The following is a 16,426-nucleotide window of genomic DNA, read 5'->3' on the forward strand; positions in this document are numbered from 1 at the left end:
TCTGCATCACTGTTTATACGTAATTATTATGCAAAGTAATACAAGAATCGTGCCACAGATGATTTATATTATTTTTCAACACATTAGGCAGGGGTAACAACTGTGGAATTGCTATGATTTTCCTTCAAAGGCAACGGTTTGCCGTTATTCAGTAATCCAAGTCCATAATCCAAACGAGAAATGCGGCAAAAGATCGATGCCAAGGAAGGATTTAATAAGATACAAGGTGATAATAGCGACCGAGAAAAGCACCAAGCTTCCCATGAGCAGGAAAAACACTTTACCCGCATTCGCCATTCTCTGTTCTGCACGTGTCAGGTCACGTCGGTTGCGCCCCAACAAAAAAACAAAGTAATAACTCCAGCTAAAGCTCCCCATGACGGTTCGAATATCGACAATGTGTTGTGCTTTGGCTCGAGTTCCAAACATGAGTTTCAATTGAAGCAACTGCGAGTCGGTAAAACTGCTTGCAACATCTTTGGGGATTTTATCTAGGAAGCCACGAATAAAAGGATCGTTGTGTATAGACCCTTTTATGTTTCCTGTCGGTTTGATTAATGACTCGGGTTCGTTTGATGGAAGCTTATTTGGTTGTTCGGACATGTTCATTCACCTGCGCATTAGATAAAGCCCAAACTGCTGAACTTACGGCTCCATCAACCCTTTGACTCGACCGAATATGCTCATAATTTTATTTGCATACTGTGGATCGGTTGCATAGCCTGCTTGCTGTAGCCCACTGATAAACTGCTCGGGTTGCGCCGTCTGCTGTAGGGCTGTTGCATAACGAGGGTTTTGATTTAGAAAACGGACATAATCATCAAAGCTGTCCTCATACGAAGCATAGGCGCGAAATGATGCCATTTCCTGTACAGGAATATCTTCATAGAATTCCAACGTTTGCGTAGCGACTTTATTTCCAGCCCAACGAGGATCCGCTTTGATGTTGAACAAGTTGTGACTGCTGCCTCTCGCATTGGCTATCACCTTTTTTCCCCACCCTGTTTCCAATGCGGCTTGCGCAATTAACAAGGCTGGGTCCGTACCTAGGCTACGCGCCGCTTTCTTCGCATACGGTGTTAAACGAGAGACAAATTCGTCTGGAGACTCAAACGGGGCTGCTTTTGCTGGCATTGGCGGAAGTGCATTAGGACTACCTAACGGCATCCCTTCAGCCATGCCATTGACTCCCTCGGTTAACACAGGGGAATTTTCCGGACTGCCTACTGGCGCAAGTGGCGAGATCTTGTCGAGATTGATACGTTGACTAGCAGGGTTGTTTGCCACGTCCATCGGTTCACTGTTTTGTGAGCCTTTAAACTGCTGGACTATAAGATCGGCCAACCCAAGAGAACCCTCTCTCGATAACGCGCTCGACAGCTGTTCATCGGCCATTTGCTCATAAAACTTCGATGTCCGATCGTCAATCAGATCGGATTCAAACGCTTCATTTGCTTGTCGCATGGATTTAAACAGCATTTGGGTAAACAGTGCTTCAAACTGCTCTGCCGCCGCGCGCATTGCATCGTCCGATTGCTCGCCGTTGGCGGCTTTTTGCCGCAACACATCAAGTCGGCTTAGGTCATGAATAAATCCAGTATCAAGAGGTGCTTTCATGGCTTAAATCACTATCAGTTGGCCATCGATTGCGCCAGCTTGCTTTAGTGCCTGCAAGATAGCCATGAGATCAGACGGTGCCGCACCAACGCCATTAACAGCGCGAACGAGATCATCCAAGGTTACCCCTGGTTTGAAATGGAACATGCGTCCATCTTCTTCTTTTACTTCAACGCCCGAATCCGGCACCACCACCGTTTCGCCGCCCGAGAATGCACCCGGCTGACTCACTTGAGGGTTCTCGTTGATTGTCACGGTCATGCCGCCATGTGTGATGGCTGCAGGACGCAATCTGACATTTTGACCAACAACTATCGTACCCGTGCGGCTGTTCACAATGATTTTTGCGGCGGCATCTGCGGGGACAAATTCAAGGTTTTCAACGGTAGAAAGGAATGCCACTCGCTGAGAAAGATCGCGCGGTGCTCGAACACGCACAGAGGTTGCGTCAAGCGCAGAGGCTGTGTTCGGACCAAGGAAGCTGTTAATGGAGTCAGCCAATCGCTGAGCAGTCGTGAAATCAGATTCAAACAGGTTAAACGTAATGTGATCACCACGACCAAAAGGAGTAGGTACTTCTTGCTCTACCGTCGCGCCGTTAGTAATACGTCCGACCGTTGGCGTATTACCGACGATGGAGGAACCATCCGCACCTTCTGCACTGAAACCACCCACAATCAAGTTGCCTTGTGCAACTGCATACGTCTTTCCGTCCAAGCCTTTCATAAACGTTTGAACAAGCGTTCCACCGCGGAGGCTTTTTGCGGAACCAATTGACGATACGGTGACGTCAATTTTTTGACCTTGCTTTGAAAACGGCGGCAACTCGGCACTTACCGCTACGGCGGCAACGTTTTTCGTTTTTGGCTTTGTGCCTGGTGGCAATTGAATGCCAAAGTTTTTCAGCATGGCGTTAAAGCTTTGATCGGTAAACGGTGTACTTTCCCCCGTCCCCGCTAGACCTACGACAAGCCCGTAACCCACTAACTGGTTACTGCGCACACCAGCCACTTCCGAAACATCTTTAATTCGGGCAGCTTGCGCAACAGGGCTTACCAATAAGGCAATTAAAAACAGCTTTAGCCAATGCTTCACGTCAATTCTCCGGCAACGTTAATACGCGTTAAAGAACGACATTAAAGAATCGTGCCAACCATCCCTGATCTTGGGTATCTTGACGATCTCCAGTACCAGAGTATTGAATTCGTGCGTTTGAGATACGGGTAGAAGCAACCGTGTTCTCTTGGCTGATATCGTCAGGACGTATCGTGCCACTTAGGCGAATATACTCATCACCCGTGTTCAAGGTTAGCCACTTCTCACCGCGGATCATTAGGTTACCGTTCGCCAGTACATCAACCACCTCAACCGAAATTGATCCACTGATGCTGTTGCTTTGATCGGCACTGGTTGAGCCGCTGGTTTTATTGTCATGGCTTGCCGCATATGAAAGGTTGGAGTCGCCAATGGTGACTTCCTGCCCGCCCATTTCCATCGGGTCCATACTCAGGTCACTGGATTTGTTCGCGTCACTGCTCGCGCTTTTTTTGGCTTGTGTCTTTTCTTCAAGCAAGACAGTGACGATATCACCAATGCCTCTTGGCTTGGTGTCGTCATACAAGTCTTGTGCTTGTGAAACACTAAATAGAGAGCCCGTGGCTGTCGCATAGTGTTCCGGCTGAGATGTCGGATGTAATGGCGTCCAATTAGGATCGCCTGCAATAGCGTCTTCACGCTGGCGCAATAGACCAATCAGTCCCTCACTGCCCGGATCCGTTGAACCTTCAACAGCGTCAGTTTCTGTCGTGCCCTGAACAATCTCATCTTGAGGCAACAGATTGTCTGGATTTAGCATCGAACAACCTGAGAGGGTTGCCAACATCACACCCGTTAGCAGTAATTTTCTCATCCGCGCACTACTCCATTAAAGGTTTTGGTTTACGTAACTCAACATCTGATCGACAGATGAAATCACCTTGGAGTTCATTTCGTAAACTCGTTGTGCTTCAATCATGTTAACCAGCTCTTCTGTTACGTTAACGTTGGAGGTTTCCAGCATTGACTGACGGATACTTCCCAAACCATCAAGACCCGGCACACCCTCTTGTGGGTCACCACTCGCACCCGTTGGCAGGTAGAGGTTTTGCCCAATCGGCTCAAGGCCACCTGGGTTAATAAAATCAACTGTCGTGATCTGTCCCAAGACGGCATTGGCGGTCTGACCACGCAGGCGCGCTGAAACCTCACCGTCGGTGCCAATCGTGACTTGAATCGCATCAGGTGGAACAACAATTTCTGGCTCAACCGGGTAACCGGCACCCGTCGTGACAAGCACACCTTCATCATTCAAGGTGAACTGACCGTTGCGCTGGTAACCAATGTTGCCATCCGGCAACAGTACTTGGAAAAAGCCGTCGCCTTCGATCATCAGATCGAGCGCATTATTCGTCGTTTGCGCGTTACCGTTGGTGTGAACGCGCTGCGTTGCGACAACTTTAGAACCCGCACCCAGCATCAAACCACTAGGCAGTTCCGTATTTTGAGAGGACTGACCGCCCGGCTGGTTGATGTTTTGATAAAACAGATCTTCAAATACCGCACGCGATTTTTTAAAGCCTACTGTCGAGGCGTTCGCGAGGTTGTTCGAGATCGTCGAAATGTTGGTTTGTTGGGCATCAAGGCCGGTTTTACTTACCCACAGAGCTGGATGCATGCTTAATCCCTCTTAATTAACCCATACGCAGCAAAGAACTGGACGCTTGATCCATCTCTTCTGCGGTTTTCATTAGTTTGACTTGCATTTCAAAGTGACGCTGAAGGTCAATCAGGCCGGTCATTTCGCCGATCGCATTGACGTTACTTCCTTCAAGCGCACCAGTAAGAAGGGTGACGCCGGCATCTGCATCATAGACAGTGCCAGGGTTGATTGGTTTAAAAACACCGTTCTTATCTTTAAATAAATCTTGGTTGTCTGGGCGAACCAGTTTGATACGACCCACTTCTTCCATCGCTTCTGGTGGTGCACCTTGAGGCAACACAGAGACTGTACCGTCTGTACCAATCTCAATTTTCGAAACAGGAAGTGGCAAGAAAATTGGCGCACCGCCGTCACCCAAAATCAAATGGCCATGGCCGTTTTGCAGCAGACCGGTCTGATCAACTTTCAAATTTCCGACACGGGTATAGCCTTCTTGGCCTGTGCCGTCTAAAACCGCCAACCAACCGTCACCTTTTACCGCAACGTCCAGCTCTCGGCCCGTCGTAATGGTCGAACCTTGCGCAAAGCTATGCCCAGGGCGTTCTGTCATATTGAACACACGCGTGGGGAGGCCTTCACCATAAGCTTGCATCGCTCTGGCTTGCTCTAAATCAGCACGAAAGCCCGTAGTGCTTACGTTTGCTAAGTTATTCGCTCGTAATTGCAAGGCTTGCATGTCTTGCTTTGCGCCACTCATGGCGAGAAATAATGCGCGATCCATTAAGACGTTCTCCTGTCGCTTATGCAATACAACAAGCAAGAAGAGTGCCAACTGGTTAAAAATTGATTTAACAGTAAGTTAGCCTAATTTCTAGGCAGCAAATACAAGAAGGTGAGAATCAGATTGGGAAAGGAATTGCCGCCCAAAGAATGAGCGGCAATAAAGGAGATGACGAAGATGCTATCGAATCTGAAGAATGGTCTGTTGCATCTGGTTGCCCACTTCTAGTGAACGCGAGTTCGCTTGGAAGTTACGCTGAGCAGTGATCAGATCCACCAGCTCTTGAGTCATGTCGATGTTTGATTGCTCAATGGTGCCGCTTTTCACTTTACCAAATGCACCTTGCATCGCTTCACCCCAAACAGCTTCGCCTGAGTTCTGCGTTACTTTCCATTGGGTGTTACCCGCTTGAGATAGGCCTTGCTGATTGGACACGCGAACCATAGCAACACGCCCCAATGCCACGTTCTCACCGTTACTGTAGGTCGCCATAATGGTACCTTTAGAGTCGATATCAACTTTGGCCAGGTATCCCGTGGTAGCACCATCTTCTGCAAACTTACGCATTTCAAATGGCGATGCGTACTGCGTAGGATCTTCAAAATTGATCGTCAAAGCCTGAGAGCCATCTGCACCATTCATTTCAAGACCCGCACCATTTGGACCAAACTCTACCGTTTGGATTGGCGCGCCGTTGTTGACGGTGTTGACCGAACCATCACTATTGAACTCAACAGAGTGACCCACTTGCCCCAAGGCATTCGTAAACTCACCACCGGTCAGACTCAGTGGTTTTTCACCGGTTGGATCGGTCGCCGTATAATACACAGCCCACTTGTTTGGCGTCACATTGTCTTTCACATAGTAAGTCGTCAGTTTGTACGGCTGTCCTAGGGAGTCAAAAATGGTCGCAGATGTTGCTTTGTTATAGGTATCTGGGTCTTCAGGGTTGAACAATGCTGGGTCTTTTTCTGCGCCACCTGCTGGCAAGTTCAAGCCGATATCTACGTTCTCAGACGCACGAGGCTGACCAAATTGATCGGGTACATTCAACGCTTTAGGTTCAAACGACCCCACCTGAAGTGTTTCAGTGTCAACGTTGTAGCCCAATAAGTACTGACCTTCGGAGTTTACAATGTTGTTGTTTTTATCAAGATGAAACGCACCGTTACGTGTCAACGCGTTGTCTTGCGTTGCCAAGTTATCATTTGCCACAGCAAAGTAACCATTACCACTGATACGCAGATCAAGAGGGTTATTGGTGTAAATACTTGAACCTTCGTGGAACTGTTGAGCAACGATGGACGTTTGTACACCGCTACCTGTCGTGGTTTTCGCGTTTGAAAAAATGGACGCTGAATACACATCACCAAACTCAGCACGCGATTCTTTAAAACCAAAAGTGTTGGCGTTCGCAATGTTGTTACTGGTGGTGTTCATGTCTTTTTGGGCTGCCGCTAGGCCGCTCAATGCGATATTTAATGATGACATTGCTGGAACTCCTTAATCTTTTTAGCTCTGGCTTACATCGCCAATATTGGCTTTGCCGACTTCAAGCACTTCAGATAGCTTGATTGGCGATGTGTAACCCGCGATATTCAGCATCACATTGCCGTCACCGTTCCCGAGAAGAACACTGTTTACGTTTGCGTACGTCGACAGTTCGAAATCCTGGGATTTGCCGTTCACATTGCCACTTACATTCATTGAGTAACTGCCTTCCGGCAGAACATTGCCATTGTCGTCTTTTCCGTCCCACTCAACACGGTGGTCACCCGGTGATTTTTCGCCAAGGCTAAAGGTTCGTAGTAATTCACCACGCTCGTTTTGAATTCGAACAACAACGTCGTTCAGTGCTTGCGGCAGCTTAACCATGGCCGCAATACCACCGACAGCAGATTTAAATCCTTCATTACCAGGGACAAGAACATCCTGACCAACCAGTGATGATGCTTGCAATGCTTGACTTGAGGTCATCGCGGCATTCAACGAACCAAACTGTTCGTTCATCTTTCCAATGCCATCGACCGTTGCGAACGATGCCATCTGCGCAATCATCTGTTCGTTATCAACAGGCTTAAACGGGTCCTGATTCGCCAGCTGCTTGGTGAGCAGAGACAGAAAGTCTTCCTGGTTCAGGTCAACCTGCCCCGTCACTTTCTCTCCGGTATCACCGCGTTCTGTGCGTTGCTTTTCTTGTAACGCTTTGAGCTGGTCCATGTAGCTTCCGCTACCTACGCCACCCGCTCCATCTATAGGATTCATAACGCTGGTCTCCTACCTTTACTCGCCCATTTGTAGTGTGCGCATCAGCATTTGTTTGCTTGCTTCTGCCACTTCTACGTTGGTTTGATAGGAACGGGAGGCTGAAATCATGTTAGCCATCTCTTCCATCACGTTGACATTCGGTTTGAAGATATAACCTTCAGCATTCGCCATTGGGTGCTCAGGGTTATACTCCGCTCGCAATGGTTTTTGGCTTTCAACAATCCCTGCCACACGAACCGGTACACTTGAACCGTTTTGTGACGTTGCTTTGTTTAGCTCAGCCGCAAAAACAGGGTGGCGCGCTTTATATGTTTCAGCTGCTGAGCTGCTGACGGAATTCGCATTCGCCAAGTTGCTGGATGTTGTGTTGAGTCTTACTGACTCAGCACTCATGGCAGAACCAGTAACATTAAAGACGTTAAACAGACTCATCAGTTACCCCCTTTCAAAGCTTTGGATAAGTTCTTGAACTTAGAACCCAGAAAATCTAATGATGCCTGATACTCAAGCGCGTTTTGCATAAACAAATTACGCTCCACTTGCGCGTCAACGGTGTTGCCATCGCCAGTATCTGGCTGGTTGGGGATACGATACATTTTTTGGCCATTCACCTGTGAGGAGGCATCAATGTGCCGCCCATCGGTTCTACTAAGGCCAATCTTTGCCCCTGAAGTTGCCGCCTGAAGCGCACGCTCGAAGTCGACATCTTGGGCTTTATACCCTGGCGTATTGGCGTTGGCTAAGTTACTCGCCAAGGTCTCAGCACGCTGAGAACGGACACCTACCGTGTGTTGGTGTACACCCAATGCTTTGTCGAACGATATCGCCATCTGGCAACCTCCTAAAATCTACTAAACCGAAATTTGCAATATAGATGCCAACTTTTACAAATCTCGTTATGTTTATAATTATATTTTTGTATTTGTTGGTTTTTTCTTGCTAATACTGAAAAACCATAAGGGCAAGCCAAAACATGCAGACACAAAAAAAGCGGCAACTTCTGTGCCGCTTTTCGAAAGATATAACGCTTTATTTCAGCTTGTAGATAATCCCTGGGTTACAACGGATCATTTCAAAGCGGTCGGTCAAACCAGTAAGCGACTCAGACGCACCAAGCAGCAAATAACCACCCGGATTAAGACTTCCAGCCATCTGGTTAAGTACTTGCGACTTCATCTCTGGCGAGAAATAAATCAACACGTTGCGACAAAATATGATGTCGAACTTGCCCAGCAAACCATAGCTATCCATCAAGTTTTGAGGCTTGAACGTTACCATACGCTTTAGCGGATCTTTGATTTTCATGCGGCCATCACCAACATCTTCAAAGAACTGCCTTTTACGTTCTGGAGACAAACCTCGACTGAGGGCCAGATTGTCATACACACCAGCGCGACAATTTTCGAGCATAGTTGACGAAATATCCGTCGCCGTAATAGAGACGCTACCCAACATGCCCGGCTTTTTGGTTTGAACCTCTTGAATTGTCATCGCCATAGAGTAAGGCTCTTGCCCAGACGAACTCGCAGCAGACCAAATCTTAATTGGACGCTTTGACTCTCCTATTTCAGGAAGCAATCGGTTCGCCAGTACGTCGAATGGATAACCATCTCTAAACCAAAGCGTTTCATTAGTTGTCATCGCATCGATAGCTGCAACCGCTAAATCTCGATTACGATTAGACAAAACAAGCTGAAACAACTCAGTCATCGACGATAGACTAAAGCGCGTCAATAACGGGCTTAAACGGCTTCTTACGAGATACTGCTTACTGTCGCCAAGAACGATTCCACACTTCGCTTCTAGGTACTTACAAAAGTCGCGATATTCTTGATCTGTTATGGCTATATTTGTCATTGATTAGCTTTCTTGGCCTTTTACCGCTTGGATGACTGCTGCGCTCAGCTCATCGGGATCAAATTTTGGAATAAATGCATCAGCACCAACACGCTGAACCATCGCTTCATTGAATACCCCGCTGAGGGACGAATGCAATACTACATGAAGATCTTTGAGATTCGCATCCTTTTTGATTTCAGTGGTTAACGTATAACCATCCATTTCAGGCATTTCAATATCTGAAATTACCAGCGCGAGCCTGTCGTAAATATCGCCTTCTGCGACCATCTCTTGCAGCTTGTTCAATGCATCACGACCATCGTACGCCAGAATAACGTCGTAACCGATAGTTTCGACAGCACGTTTCACCTGACGACGAGCCACACTGGAATCATCAGCCACCAGCACAACATTCGGGACAGACTTGCCCTCTTCCACAACGGGTTTTTGTGACAGTACTTCTTCGCTGATTTCTTCATTCACTGGCGAAATTTCGTTGAGGATTTTTTCCACATCAAGAATTTCAACCAGTTCGCCATCAATTTCAGTCACTGCCGTCAAGTAGTTAGAGCTACCTGTTCCTTCTGGCGGCGGCAAAATGGCTTCCCAATGCATGTTTACGATTCGCTCAACAGACCCGACCAAGAATCCCTGCGTCGAACGGTTGAATTCCGAGATGATAATGAAGCGATTTTCTGGGTCATCAATTGGCATGCCGCCAGTTGCCAAACTCATGTCGATAACAGAAACCGTCTGACCTCGAATATGGGCAACCCCTTTGACCAGTGGGTGTAAATTAGGCATGGAGGTCAGTTTTGGACATTGGAGCACTTCCTTTACCTTAAAAACGTTGATGCCGTAGCGTTGTCTACGCATCAAACGAAAGGTCAATAGCTCTAGACGGTTTTGGCCGACAAGTTGCGTACGCTGATTGACCGTATCAAGAATCCCAGACATAAGATAAACTCCATATTGCCCTGTTTTTGTTATCGTATTGCAGCAAACATTTGCGCAAGCCTGTATTCTGGCATGCGAATTGAAAGAACACTGCAGCTATATTAACTTTCACTAACCATTCTGTGACTTATGTGTTATCAACGATTAGCTTGCTTCATTATCGGCACACTTGTCAGTGGCTTTAGCTCAATTATAGCCGCTGCTCCAGCAAATCAACTCCAAGCAGTAAAAGATGCTGCGGAAAGTTTCGTTGAAACGCTGATAACCGCGCCAGAACACGGAAAATTGGAGGTTCAGGCCGGACATCTGGATTCTAGGCTCACACTGTCAAACTGCCCTTCTGAACTAAAAACCACGGTTCCTGGACGTCAATCTCTTAATAAAAGCGTAACAGTCATGGTTCGCTGCGAAGAAGATGATTGGCAGGTCTACGTTCCCGTCCAAATTAAGTTACTTACACCCATCATTGTTGCCAAAAGACCCCTCGATCGCGGTGTCACACTGACAAACGAGGATTTGATCATCCAGCTTGTGGAAGCGCGCTTTCAGCGAGGTCAAACCTACACCGACGCAGACATCATCATCGGTTCACGAATTAAACGAAATGTGGGGATTGGCGAACCCGTTCAAGGCAATGATATTTGTATGGTCTGCCGCAATGATGAAGTCATAATTACAGCATCAGGGTCTGGATTGAATATCATTGCAAAAGGCAGCGCATTGAGTGACGGTGCTCTCGGAGAACAAATTAAGGTTCGCAACAGTAAATCCAACCGAATTGTAGATGCTACAATCACAGCAGTTGGACGTGTGGATGTGAAATTCTAAATTAGTGACATTTAGTGCTAAAGTTCACATAAGTGCTGCCGATACTGTGAGCAACAGAAGGTTCGGACAGATATTAAGGCTTAGTTATGGCAAGTATCGATCATTTGCGTTCTGGTCAGCCGTTAAATACGAACAGAAGCAACCAAAGCAAGTCACAAAACACCGCCGTTGAATCAAACGGTTCGGGAGAGGTGCGCAATCATCGCGGTGATGCGTTCTCATTAAGCGAGCAAAGCCGTGCAATCGGTGCGATGAATCAGCAAATGGCCAGTGAAGCGCATTTTGACAGTGCGAAAGTCGCTGCCATTAAAGAAGCAATCGCTAACGGTTCGTACAAGGTTGATGCAGATCGTCTGGCATCTAATATGCTCAGGCACGAAGACGAACTTCGTGGACTTAAGTAATTTAGATGTCGACACCAACGTTTGAACAATTGCTTCAAACTCAATCAGACAATGTGAATGAGTTATTAGAAGTAATGGAAAGCGAGACAACAGCAATTGCCACGCGCAAAGCTGCTGATATAGAGTCTTGCGCCAAAAAGAAGCTTACAACAATACAGCGAATTCAACTCACTGATGCGCAGTTAGCGCGATGCAGTGAATTGTCGACTCCGTCAGACGAGGTTAAAGAGCAAATAAATAAAATTAAGCAAACGCTCGAACAATGCCACTCTGTCAATGAAAGTAATGGTGCCGCCCTTCAACGTGCTCAATTGAGCATGCACAAGCTGCGTAACCTTTTCCAAGAAGCTGCTGGTAAGAATGAATTAACCTACGACAGCGAAGGACAAGCTTCCGGTAGCCGTACACTGGGCACCAACGTTAAAGCCTAATCAAGAACATTCAAAAAAAGCAGCCTTCATGGCTGCTTTTTTGTTTGTGCTATCTGGGTCAGCGTCAAAACCACATCAGTTAGAAAATCACTGCCGAGTCTGATGGTACGTGATGCGATTCGCCGTATTCTTTCATCTTGTTCATTTTACGGAGGTTAAGCTCCATTTCAGTGACATAGCTGTCACCCACTTTGTAGCTTGAAATCACTTCGGCTGCACGAATAATGCCATCTGAGGCACCGTGCGTTCTGTCTTGACCAAGGCTTTGATCATCCACTTCCGTCAAACCACTGATGCGAACGCCGTAAACCTGTTCTGACAACTCTTTGTAGGCCTCCAGTTTTGATGCGCGCATTGCTCTAAACTGTTTTTCTTCTAAAGTATCGCCGCGTTGCGCACTGATCGATGCAGTCCCAACGGCCGTTAGAAGTTCATCAGAACGGATAGTTGTCAAAGGTTGGCAGGCAGTAAGCATTAGAATGAATGCAGTTGTTAGCCAAGTTTTCATGTTCGCTCCGCTCTCTATCAAGGTTTAAGAATAACGGTATCAACCGAATGTTTACGTTTATCGCCACGGATAATCACGCCATCTTCAATGCGGACTTTACGCAACGTATCAATATCGCGGCCAATTCTGTCCGCCGGCAAGAAGCCTTGTGACGACGCAACCACGACACGGGAACGCATACCGACGATACGTGCGTTCACCAAAACACCGCCTCCTTGGCGAAGCATAGTGCCCGTCAAAACGTAATCAATTTGCTGCTCTGGATGCAACTCTTTCCAATCACGGCTAAGGGTAAAGTCCCCCTCTTGAGTAACGCGAATCGACCCTGTGTTTTTAAAATCAATCACAGTAAATCCGCGTCGCTGCATCTGATAAATCATGCCTTCGGTTACAGAATTACCCAACCAGTTGGTTTCATCCATTTCCTCAACGTCAACAAAAGACACGACAGCCATCGGCGTGCGTGCTGTGAGGTAGTTGTTCGTTTCAAGCAATTCTTCCGCAAGACCGTCAAGAAAGTAATCTAGCGTGTGCCGAGGTGTTTGCTGTAACAGAAACTGGCTTCCCGAATACGGCTCCTTGCCGTTATAAATCGGGTTATAAGCGCAGGAAACGGTTACTAGACTCATCAATATAACTATCCAGTTTTTCATTATTGTCTGGCTCCGGGCACGTTCACAGTCTTCAGATCGAGCGTTTGAAAATTAACCGCCTAATCAGACCTTTATCTTTCCAAATTTTAGGAACATTATTTGCATCATCATGGTCATACAATTGCCGTATCTGCTAACCACGTTGCCGCTTTCTATGCGATGTCTATCGGTCTAGCAATTTTTATACCTATTATTGGAAACGGGCCTTATGAGTAAAAGATTTCTTACACCTCTCGCAACAGGATTGCTGCTTGCAGCTGCGTCAACACAGGCTGCGTGGTACGAGGTAACGGGAACAAGCACCGTTTTAAAAAATTCAGAACAAGCCAGAGAACGCGCATTAGAAGATGCTATTTTTCAGGCACTAAAGTACTCAGGTGCCGATATTGGTGGGTTAGCTGACATTCGTCCATACCTAAAAACTCCCCGATCCGATTATCAATTCAGTGGTAATGAAGTCAGGCATATCCAGATCATTGATACGAAAGAAAGAGGTGGCGTCATGAAATTGACTGCCCGTATCGATATCTACCCATCGGCAAAAGCTTGCCACAAGAACCAATATAAGAAAGGACTCCTGATGAGCCGATTTGATATCGTCTCACCTCAGCACGCCGCACTAGGGGGAATCTTCCAATTCGGTGATGACTTCACCGTGCTGCTACAACGTCAATTCGAAACGCAGGCACAAAGCTTTGTCGCTCAAGGGATCACCCCGCACCATGTTTCCCCCTCTTCTCCCGACGTGGCTACTATGATTGCCGAAGACACAGGTGCTCAGTTTATCCTTGTTGGCTCGATCACGGATATGAGTGCGACTATCGACAAAAAGCGCTTTAAGGATGATGAAACCAATCGTCAACTCGCGCTTTCCGTCGATGTGATTGATGGGAAGTCTGGAGAGGTCATCTATCAAAACAGCTACCGTGACATTGCCGCCTGGCCTTTTGAGCGCCATAGCCAGGTAGACACGAAGACCGCCCGCTTTTGGACATCACCCTATGGCGAAATGGCACAACGTGTAAGCAGAAATATCCTTCTCGATCTAGAAAGCAATCTGTCTTGTCGCGCGTCAACGCCTGAAATCGTTTCCATCAATGGCCAAGTAGGACAAATAAATGCTGGACGCATTCACGGGGTGAAGTACGGGGATGAATTGTCGCTGTGGCATAACGCTTCTTTTACGGATCAATTCGGAGTATTACGTACCCAATTGAAAAAAAGTGAGATGTTGCTGACGGTAAGTCGTGTGTATGAAAGCTCCGCAGAGTTTACTGTTGCGCCTGTAGAGCTTGGTTCAAGCATCCAAATTGGTGATTTAACCACCAAAGGCACACAATAGGGTCACTTAAGGCTTAACCTATTCTAATCATTCGGTATACTAAGCGTCTTGGTGTCACCCTTGGCACCAATTGCTCCCATAGCTCAACAGGATAGAGCAGTCGCCTCCTAAGCGATCGATCGGGGTTCGAGTCCCTGTGGGAGCGCCAATTTCCTAAACAATAATCCTTTCAAATCAACAGCCCTTCGTAATGTAACGACCTAAACCCCCATCTTAAATATGAGATAGAGATCTTATTTTTCAACACGAAATGTAAATTCCTCCTAATCTGATATCGAACATCCAGAAACAGTTAGGAGGTAAATAATGAAAAAGTACGTATCGTCTGCTGCATTAGTTTGTTTGTTGTCACTTATTGGCTTTAGTGCCCACGCAAGCAATGGTAACGGCAATGCGACACAGTCCGGGCCATTGGTCATCTGCACATACGCTGATGGCTCTTCAAACTATGTCCCTTCCGTAATTTGCTCTCACAATGGCGGGACGTTTGTTCGAAATTGGGGCAACCAATGGTAAGCCTCAACCGAGACACATAAAGCGGCTGTCTCCCAAAAACAGTTAATTTTCTGTCTCACACAAAAGAAAAAGCGAGCCCAAAGGGCTCGCTTCTGTTTGAGTAACTTCTATCTAAATAGAGATTACCAGTAGTACTCAGTACCCAGCATGAAGCGTGTACCGCTACCACCGTCTTCTTTGTTGCCATACATTTCGTAGTTACGAGCATCGAAGTAGATAACCATGCTTGGCAGAGAGTACAGCAGACGTGCAGTCATTGCAGTTGAGCCTTCTTTACCCGCAGCTGCAGTACCAACATCAGCATCACCTGCTGCAGAGTAACCTACTTTCGCCAACCACTGGTCGTTCAGCCAGTAACCTGCAGTCACAGACAATACGTCTTGTGAATCGTTGGTTGCATCGTTTTCCATCATCTTGTAGCCAGCGGTGATGGTTGCTTTACCGAACCATACGCTACCACCGATCAAGCTGTAGCTAACGTCGCCTTTCTTCTCAGTGCCTTCCATCCAACCATCTTGGGTGTAGTGACCACCGTGGATGCTGAAGTTGCTACCAGTGTACGAACCAGCTACCGACATAATCGCGTGGTCAGTGTCTGAACCCATGCCACTCAGAGTTGCTTGGAAGTTGAAACCACCAAAGTTTGCTGAGTCAAAACGCAATACGTTATCTGCACGCGTTTCGTAATCTGCACCAATGTTATTGTTCCAATCGAATACGTTACCTAGACCTGGGTTAGTGTGTGGCCAGTCAACGTAATCATATACAGCGATAGTACGACGACCAAAAGTGATGGTACCAGTGTCTTCGAATTGGAAACCTACATATGTGTCACGACCACCTAGGATACCGTGGTATTTGTTCCATGGGTCAGTACCGCTGTCACGGTTGTTCGCGTTACCAGATTCGATTTGCCATACAAAGTTTGGAGCAAAGTTGTCAAACTCAACTACGCCACGGAAACCGATACGTGATTCAACTTCAACGCCTGCAGATTGTTGTGAACCATTACCTGCTGGATCCCATACTTGGTAAGAAGCTGCCGCTTGTCCGTAAATTTGTACCGCTTCGCCAGCCAGTTCGATTGCTGCGTTTGCAGAACCAGACACAGCAGCCATTGCTACTGCTGCGCCTAGAAGAGAACGTTTAAAAGTCTTGTCCATGGAAAACTCCTTAAAAATGTTTAAACCGATAGAGAGTTTCGTTTGCTTTAAGTTGGCCGCCGAAAACAAACGACATCGGTGTTTTTGTATTGATTTAATCTATCAACGCTGTGCAGCTTAATTCGTATCGATAAAAAAAAAATCCACAACTGAACGAAGTTTGAATTAGTTCAAAATTAGCTTCTAAAAGATTATTAACCTCTTAAAAACAATAACTTAAACGACATCAATTCAGGAAAAAATATCTAAATATCACATCAACCAACAGACAAGTGATACGCATCACGATTTATAGGCAATACAAAAAACATAAAAGGCGATCAGGGGTAATTAAGGGGGCAGGATAGTGAAGTAAATCGCAGTTTATTATTGATGTGTTATTCAACTAGAGGCTATTAAAGAAAAAAAACCCCGAACGAAG

Annotated in this window: 20 protein-coding genes and 1 tRNA gene; 6 read left to right on the top strand and 15 right to left on the bottom strand. The window is 46.7% G+C overall.

Features of this window, described 5'->3' with window-relative positions:
• Window positions 1-144 precede the first annotated feature (144 nt).
• The 12 genes from LRP49_RS19125 to LRP49_RS19180 all read right to left on the bottom strand — a co-directional run bounded on the left by LRP49_RS19125 (window position 145) and on the right by LRP49_RS19180 (window position 10,160).
• Window positions 145-603: a hypothetical protein gene (locus tag LRP49_RS19125; protein WP_274144019.1), complete on the bottom strand. Its 459-nt coding sequence runs from the start codon at window positions 601-603 to the stop codon at window positions 145-147.
• A gap of 42 nt (window positions 604-645) precedes the next feature.
• Window positions 646-1,617 (bottom strand): flagellar assembly peptidoglycan hydrolase FlgJ, encoded by a 972-nt coding sequence (gene flgJ, locus LRP49_RS19130; RefSeq protein WP_274144020.1) that lies wholly within the window; start codon window positions 1,615-1,617, stop codon window positions 646-648.
• 3 nt (window positions 1,618-1,620) lie between these two features.
• Window positions 1,621-2,712 (bottom strand): flagellar basal body P-ring protein FlgI, encoded by a 1,092-nt coding sequence (locus LRP49_RS19135; protein ID WP_274144021.1) that lies wholly within the window; start codon window positions 2,710-2,712, stop codon window positions 1,621-1,623.
• A 28-nt stretch (window positions 2,713-2,740) separates the two neighbouring features.
• Window positions 2,741-3,526: a flagellar basal body L-ring protein FlgH gene (flgH, locus tag LRP49_RS19140; protein ID WP_274144022.1), complete on the bottom strand. Its 786-nt coding sequence runs from the start codon at window positions 3,524-3,526 to the stop codon at window positions 2,741-2,743.
• Window positions 3,527-3,541: 15 nt separating this feature from the next.
• Entirely contained in the window at window positions 3,542-4,330 is a 789-nt protein-coding gene (gene flgG / locus LRP49_RS19145; RefSeq protein ID WP_274144023.1) for a flagellar basal-body rod protein FlgG, read from the bottom strand.
• Window positions 4,331-4,346: 16 nt separating this feature from the next.
• On the bottom strand, window positions 4,347-5,096 hold the full coding sequence (locus tag LRP49_RS19150) for a flagellar basal body rod protein FlgF (protein WP_274144024.1): 750 nt from the start codon (window positions 5,094-5,096) through the stop codon (window positions 4,347-4,349).
• A gap of 180 nt (window positions 5,097-5,276) precedes the next feature.
• The gene (flgE, locus tag LRP49_RS19155) at window positions 5,277-6,587 is read right to left on the bottom strand and encodes a flagellar hook protein FlgE (protein ID WP_274144025.1); all 1,311 of its coding nucleotides are present in this window, start codon (window positions 6,585-6,587) and stop codon (window positions 5,277-5,279) included.
• A gap of 21 nt (window positions 6,588-6,608) precedes the next feature.
• Window positions 6,609-7,352 (bottom strand): flagellar hook assembly protein FlgD, encoded by a 744-nt coding sequence (gene flgD, locus LRP49_RS19160; protein ID WP_420791631.1) that lies wholly within the window; start codon window positions 7,350-7,352, stop codon window positions 6,609-6,611.
• Between the two features lie 27 nt (window positions 7,353-7,379).
• A complete protein-coding gene (flgC, locus tag LRP49_RS19165) occupies window positions 7,380-7,796 on the bottom strand; it encodes a flagellar basal body rod protein FlgC (RefSeq protein WP_078751356.1) in 417 nt (138 codons plus the stop codon).
• Window positions 7,796-8,194, bottom strand: coding sequence for a flagellar basal body rod protein FlgB (gene flgB, locus LRP49_RS19170; RefSeq protein WP_078751355.1), 399 nt, complete (start codon window positions 8,192-8,194; stop codon window positions 7,796-7,798). The genes flgC and flgB overlap by 1 nt, the downstream gene beginning before the upstream one ends.
• A gap of 199 nt (window positions 8,195-8,393) precedes the next feature.
• Entirely contained in the window at window positions 8,394-9,221 is an 828-nt protein-coding gene (locus LRP49_RS19175) for a CheR family methyltransferase (protein ID WP_274144029.1), read from the bottom strand.
• A 3-nt stretch (window positions 9,222-9,224) separates the two neighbouring features.
• A complete protein-coding gene (locus LRP49_RS19180) occupies window positions 9,225-10,160 on the bottom strand; it encodes a chemotaxis protein CheV (protein ID WP_274144030.1) in 936 nt (311 codons plus the stop codon).
• A 129-nt stretch (window positions 10,161-10,289) separates the two neighbouring features.
• Between LRP49_RS19180 and flgA the strand changes: the two genes are divergently transcribed.
• The 3 genes from flgA to LRP49_RS19195 all read left to right on the top strand — a co-directional run bounded on the left by flgA (window position 10,290) and on the right by LRP49_RS19195 (window position 11,823).
• Window positions 10,290-10,988, top strand: a complete 699-nt coding sequence (flgA, locus tag LRP49_RS19185) for a flagellar basal body P-ring formation chaperone FlgA (protein WP_274144032.1) — start codon at window positions 10,290-10,292, stop codon at window positions 10,986-10,988.
• 86 nt (window positions 10,989-11,074) lie between these two features.
• Window positions 11,075-11,392 carry a flagellar biosynthesis anti-sigma factor FlgM gene (flgM, locus tag LRP49_RS19190; RefSeq protein WP_274144034.1) on the top strand — a complete coding sequence of 106 codons (318 nt, stop codon included), beginning with the start codon at window positions 11,075-11,077 and terminating at the stop codon, window positions 11,390-11,392.
• Between the two features lie 5 nt (window positions 11,393-11,397).
• A complete protein-coding gene (locus tag LRP49_RS19195; protein WP_274144036.1) occupies window positions 11,398-11,823 on the top strand; it encodes a flagella synthesis protein FlgN in 426 nt (141 codons plus the stop codon).
• A gap of 79 nt (window positions 11,824-11,902) precedes the next feature.
• Here LRP49_RS19195 and LRP49_RS19200 read toward each other — a convergent pair whose 3' ends face one another.
• Together LRP49_RS19200 and LRP49_RS19205 are read right to left on the bottom strand one after the other, a co-directional pair.
• Window positions 11,903-12,331 (bottom strand): LPP20 family lipoprotein, encoded by a 429-nt coding sequence (locus LRP49_RS19200; protein ID WP_274144038.1) that lies wholly within the window; start codon window positions 12,329-12,331, stop codon window positions 11,903-11,905.
• A gap of 17 nt (window positions 12,332-12,348) precedes the next feature.
• Window positions 12,349-12,984, bottom strand: coding sequence for a FlgO family outer membrane protein (locus LRP49_RS19205; protein WP_274144040.1), 636 nt, complete (start codon window positions 12,982-12,984; stop codon window positions 12,349-12,351).
• 208 nt (window positions 12,985-13,192) lie between these two features.
• Here LRP49_RS19205 and LRP49_RS19210 point away from each other — a divergent pair, with 208 nt between their 5' ends.
• The 3 genes from LRP49_RS19210 to LRP49_RS19220 all read left to right on the top strand — a co-directional run bounded on the left by LRP49_RS19210 (window position 13,193) and on the right by LRP49_RS19220 (window position 14,842).
• Entirely contained in the window at window positions 13,193-14,326 is a 1,134-nt protein-coding gene (locus tag LRP49_RS19210; protein ID WP_274144042.1) for a flagella assembly protein FlgT, read from the top strand.
• Window positions 14,327-14,398: 72 nt separating this feature from the next.
• Window positions 14,399-14,474: transfer RNA gene (locus LRP49_RS19215), tRNA-Arg, on the top strand.
• A 158-nt stretch (window positions 14,475-14,632) separates the two neighbouring features.
• Window positions 14,633-14,842, top strand: a complete 210-nt coding sequence (locus tag LRP49_RS19220; protein ID WP_274144044.1) for a hypothetical protein — start codon at window positions 14,633-14,635, stop codon at window positions 14,840-14,842.
• A gap of 122 nt (window positions 14,843-14,964) precedes the next feature.
• Here the strand turns inward: LRP49_RS19220 and LRP49_RS19225 are convergent, their stop codons facing one another.
• Complete coding sequence (locus LRP49_RS19225; RefSeq protein WP_274144046.1) at window positions 14,965-16,005, bottom strand: porin; 1,041 nt, start codon at window positions 16,003-16,005, stop codon at window positions 14,965-14,967.
• Window positions 16,006-16,426 lie beyond the last annotated feature (421 nt).

Origin of the sequence: Enterovibrio qingdaonensis (assembly GCF_028683135.1) — a bacterium.
Classification (GTDB): domain Bacteria; phylum Pseudomonadota; class Gammaproteobacteria; order Enterobacterales; family Vibrionaceae; genus Enterovibrio; species Enterovibrio qingdaonensis.

Bases quoted from the DNA above. Each gene is read 5' to 3' on its own strand.
- LRP49_RS19195 (WP_274144036.1), top strand. From the start codon at position 11,398: ATGTCGACACCAACGTTTGAACAATTGCTTCAAACTCAATCAGACAAT.
- flgJ (WP_274144020.1), bottom strand. From the start codon at position 1,617: ATGAAAGCACCTCTTGATACTGGATTTATTCATGACCTAAGCCGACTT.
- LRP49_RS19150 (WP_274144024.1), bottom strand. From the start codon at position 5,096: ATGGATCGCGCATTATTTCTCGCCATGAGTGGCGCAAAGCAAGACATG.
- flgA (WP_274144032.1), top strand. From the start codon at position 10,290: ATGTGTTATCAACGATTAGCTTGCTTCATTATCGGCACACTTGTCAGT.
- flgC (WP_078751356.1), bottom strand. From the start codon at position 7,796: ATGAGTCTGTTTAACGTCTTTAATGTTACTGGTTCTGCCATGAGTGCT.
- LRP49_RS19210 (WP_274144042.1), top strand. From the start codon at position 13,193: ATGAGTAAAAGATTTCTTACACCTCTCGCAACAGGATTGCTGCTTGCA.
- LRP49_RS19125 (WP_274144019.1), bottom strand. From the start codon at position 603: ATGTCCGAACAACCAAATAAGCTTCCATCAAACGAACCCGAGTCATTA.
- flgM (WP_274144034.1), top strand. From the start codon at position 11,075: ATGGCAAGTATCGATCATTTGCGTTCTGGTCAGCCGTTAAATACGAAC.
- flgG (WP_274144023.1), bottom strand. From the start codon at position 4,330: ATGCATCCAGCTCTGTGGGTAAGTAAAACCGGCCTTGATGCCCAACAA.
- LRP49_RS19180 (WP_274144030.1), bottom strand. From the start codon at position 10,160: ATGTCTGGGATTCTTGATACGGTCAATCAGCGTACGCAACTTGTCGGC.
- LRP49_RS19205 (WP_274144040.1), bottom strand. From the start codon at position 12,984: ATGAAAAACTGGATAGTTATATTGATGAGTCTAGTAACCGTTTCCTGC.
- LRP49_RS19175 (WP_274144029.1), bottom strand. From the start codon at position 9,221: ATGACAAATATAGCCATAACAGATCAAGAATATCGCGACTTTTGTAAG.
- LRP49_RS19225 (WP_274144046.1), bottom strand. From the start codon at position 16,005: ATGGACAAGACTTTTAAACGTTCTCTTCTAGGCGCAGCAGTAGCAATG.
- LRP49_RS19200 (WP_274144038.1), bottom strand. From the start codon at position 12,331: ATGAAAACTTGGCTAACAACTGCATTCATTCTAATGCTTACTGCCTGC.
- flgH (WP_274144022.1), bottom strand. From the start codon at position 3,526: ATGAGAAAATTACTGCTAACGGGTGTGATGTTGGCAACCCTCTCAGGT.
- LRP49_RS19220 (WP_274144044.1), top strand. From the start codon at position 14,633: ATGAAAAAGTACGTATCGTCTGCTGCATTAGTTTGTTTGTTGTCACTT.
- flgE (WP_274144025.1), bottom strand. From the start codon at position 6,587: ATGTCATCATTAAATATCGCATTGAGCGGCCTAGCGGCAGCCCAAAAA.
- flgB (WP_078751355.1), bottom strand. From the start codon at position 8,194: ATGGCGATATCGTTCGACAAAGCATTGGGTGTACACCAACACACGGTA.